This window comes from Nostoc cf. edaphicum LEGE 07299 (genome assembly GCF_015207245.1).
Classification (GTDB): domain Bacteria; phylum Cyanobacteriota; class Cyanobacteriia; order Cyanobacteriales; family Nostocaceae; genus Nostoc; species Nostoc edaphicum_B.
In genome coordinates this window covers 1-3,554 of sequence record NZ_JADEXF010000651.1, presented here as the reverse complement: position 1 = coordinate 3,554, position 3,554 = coordinate 1, and the positions used below count along the sequence as shown (strand labels likewise).

Sequence of the window (3,554 nt, the reverse complement as noted above, 5' to 3'; positions counted from 1 at the left end):
CACCCACCACCCTTTGAAACTAAAAAACTAACAGCAAATAGTAGTAATTAACACTGAGATAAACGCTGTTGGTAATAGTTAACGATTTGTGCCGTGACTTCAGACACTTCCAAACCATCAGTTTGAAGTTCGATCGCATCTGCTGCTTTCTGCAAAGGAGAAACTTTACGTGTACTATCTTTCCAATCACGTTCGGCGATATCGTGTTCCAGCTGCTCTAAACTCACTTCAGGTTGACCTTGGGTGTTAAAGTCTTGCTGGCGGCGACGGGCACGTTCCCCGACGGAAGCGGTTAAGAAGATTTTAACTTCGGCATCGGGAAATACGTGAGTACCAATATCTCGACCCTCAGCAACTAAACCACCTCTTTTACCCCAGCTTTGCTGTTGTTTAACCAGTGCTTGACGGACAGCGCTTTGTGCCGCGATCGCAGATACAAGAGAAGTTACTTCAATGGTGCGAATTACCTGGGTAACATCAGTACCATCAATCCAAACCTGCACGGACGATTGTAAATCCTGGGTGGGAGTCAGTTCAATTTTACACTGATTAGTTAATTCCGCGATCGCACACTCATCGTCAATAGCAATCCCCTTTTGCAGTACTAACCAAGTGACAGCACGGTACATCGCTCCCGTATCTAAATACACTAAATTCAGGCTTGCTGCCACTTGCCGCGCCACTGTAGATTTTCCAGCACCAGCTGGGCCATCAATGGCGATAATGGGTTGACGATCGCGCAATATGAGATTGTCAATCAAACGTGTAGCACCAAGACGAGCTGCGATCGCCAACATTCCTTCCTCCTCAACTTTTTCTAAAGACATTAACGTAGTCGGTTCAACCAATTCAATATATTCCACTGAGACCGTGCTGACCATTGCCACTTCTTGCTGTACCACTGCTATCAACTTGTTGCTATTGCGATCGCCTGCAATGAATGCAGCTTCAGCTCGTTGCAAGCCACGATATAAGACTGCTGCTTGCTCTTTTGCCGTTGCAGTCAAATATTGATTGCGAGAACTGAAGGCCAGACCCGACGCTTCCCGTACTGTTGGACAAGCAACAATTTCTACTGGCAAATTTAAGTCAGCCACCAAGCGTTTAATAATTGCTAGTTGCTGACCATCCTTTTGACCAAAGTAGGCACGGTCAGGCTGTACCAAATTGAAAAGTTTGGTAACAATCGTAGCGACACCCTGAAAGTGACCTTGCCGAGAACGACCACACAAGCCTGTCATCATAGCAGATGGAGGGATAACTTGTGTAACCTTTGATTCTTGTATACTCTTCTGGGGAACTGCCATCTCTTCAGGAGTCGGTGCAAAAATGGCATCTACCCCAGCTTGTTCGCAAAGTTGTTGGTCTTGCTCTAAAGTGCGGGGATAGCGTTGATAATCCTCATTAGGAGCAAATTGCAAGGGATTGACGAAAATACTCACAATCACCGTAGAATTTTCGTGCCGCGCCTGTTGAATTAAGCTTAAATGACCCTGATGCAAATTTCCCATCGTTGGCACCAGACCAACTGCCGTCCGATACCAGCCAGTCATTTCATCTAGTCTCAGATCCTCAGCAACCGCAATTAGCTTGTTTTCTGAGCAGCGTTTAGTTAAATAGCAGCGTAAAGCTGCGACTGTTGTCAGCAGGCGCACAAAAATACCCCTAGTTCTTATCGATCCCTCCCCCGTTAGTTTATATCCGAAATAGAGGGAAGAGTTGATTGAACTAGGGGAATTAAGTGATAGGGAACTGGGATTGGGGTTAGGGGAAAGGTTATAGGTGACAGGTGACAGGTGATAGGGAATAATTTTTCCCCTGTAACCTGTAACCTGTAACCTACTGGATTATTTCCCTAAAACTTCAACACGTACTGGTGCTATGCCACTGCCCATCATTCCCAAAACTCGAGCCGCGCCAGTAGACACGTCAATGATTCGACCACGAATGAATGGGCCTCGGTCATTAATCCGCAGCACTACAGAACGACCATTGCGGGTATTGGTTACACGGACTTTTGTACCAAAGGGTAAACTGCGATGAGCGGCAGTCATTCCTTCAGGGTTGAATCTCTGGCCGCTAGCAGTGCGATTACCAGCAAAGTCATAGCCATAAAAAGAAGCTATACCTCTCAAGGTGGATCGCACTGCTCCAACGGCAACCTGTTGAGGCAGCTTTGGTATTGATATTTGTTGACGGACTGGTAAATTGGCAATCTCTTTTATAGGAGATGCATTGCCTAGTAGTCTCCGCAAGCGATTGGTTGCTTGCAATGCATCTTGCGCCAAATTGTTGGTACTATCTGCTAGTCGCGTACCTTCGTTGATTTCGACCAGTTCTTCGCCATTAATTTTGATTACATAGCGATCGCCATCTTGTTGCGCAGGGACGCTTTTGTTTTGCGCTTGATCGGCAGTAGATTTTTCCCCTGCTTTCCAACTGACGGTAATCTTACTCCCGTCCACGTTTTCCCGATTCAACTGGTTGATCTTAGCTGCTATTACACCAGCTATCTGAACCGGGTCATTGTCAGCGGAGCTAATCTGGTTACTCGCATCTGTTACGTTCCCAGCATTTAATACATTTGATGAATTGCTAGCAATAAGGGCGTACCCTTGTACGCCCCCAGTATTGCCAATTGCACCAACTTTTTTAGTCTCAAGATTCGTATTTGATACAGAACTCAAAAAGGTGAGAACAGGTATATTTTTGATAAAAAGGGTTGCCGCCTTACGTCCTCTAATGTCGTGAGGATGAATTTCTGTGATCACAGCATCCAAGGTTTGTTTCCCTGCTGTTGATTGGTACTCTCCCACCTTAACCACATCAGGGGCAGGTGATTTTTGGGATGCTAGCGCATTTCCTTTGGTGGTTTGAGTGCAACCGACTGAGGGTACTCCCAAAACAGCCATAAACAGGGCAACAATAGTCCACAAATGTCTTTGATTCATGCGTCCGTTTTTGAAAGCGATTGTAGAACTTAAAGTTTTATAACTCGTGGGATTTATCACTAATGAAAGTGATTTTCCTTTTGAAAAACTCGAACTCGTCCCGTTTTCACTTTGTTCTTTATAACTGCAACAGACTAACACGAACCTTTTGGCTTGGGGATCAGGGTTTTAGCGTAACTATCGGCCACTTTCTCAAATTCCCATTCCAATTTGAAGGTCGAAACCTTGCTCAAAAGCGGACTTTGGCTATGTAACGATTTTTTCCGTAAGTCAAAAATTTCTTAAAAAACTTTACACTTATTTCACACTAAAGTGGCGATACCTTATTCACATCACTTCTAAAGGCTCGCAACTACCCCTGTATTCTAGATCACATACTTTTTGGCTATTTCCTATAAGAAGGTAATATAACTTTAATTAAATAGCAACGGCATAAATGCTTAAAATCGTTTATTTAATGAAATATTTAGATTTAACTATGAATAAGTGGTGATATGAGTTACATCTTAAATAATTATGCGAATTAGTTTGGGTTTAATATCTTTTTTGAAAGTTTTTTCTACTTACATCAATCATTACCTTTATTCTCCACAACTAGACTGG

General features: G+C 43.8%; 2 protein-coding genes. Both read right to left on the bottom strand.

Annotated features, from left to right (window positions below; all coding sequences use genetic code 11):
- Positions 1-47: 47 nt before the first annotated feature.
- Positions 48-1,655 (bottom strand): bifunctional pantoate--beta-alanine ligase/(d)CMP kinase, encoded by a 1,608-nt coding sequence (locus tag IQ229_RS18380; protein WP_194046173.1) that lies wholly within the window; start codon positions 1,653-1,655, stop codon positions 48-50.
- 192 nt (positions 1,656-1,847) lie between these two features.
- On the bottom strand, positions 1,848-2,951 hold the full coding sequence (locus IQ229_RS18375; RefSeq protein ID WP_194046172.1) for a septal ring lytic transglycosylase RlpA family protein: 1,104 nt from the start codon (positions 2,949-2,951) through the stop codon (positions 1,848-1,850).
- Between the last annotated feature and the right edge of the window lie 603 nt (positions 2,952-3,554).

Bases quoted from the DNA above. Each gene is read 5' to 3' on its own strand.
- IQ229_RS18375 (WP_194046172.1), bottom strand. From the start codon at position 2,951: ATGAATCAAAGACATTTGTGGACTATTGTTGCCCTGTTTATGGCTGTT.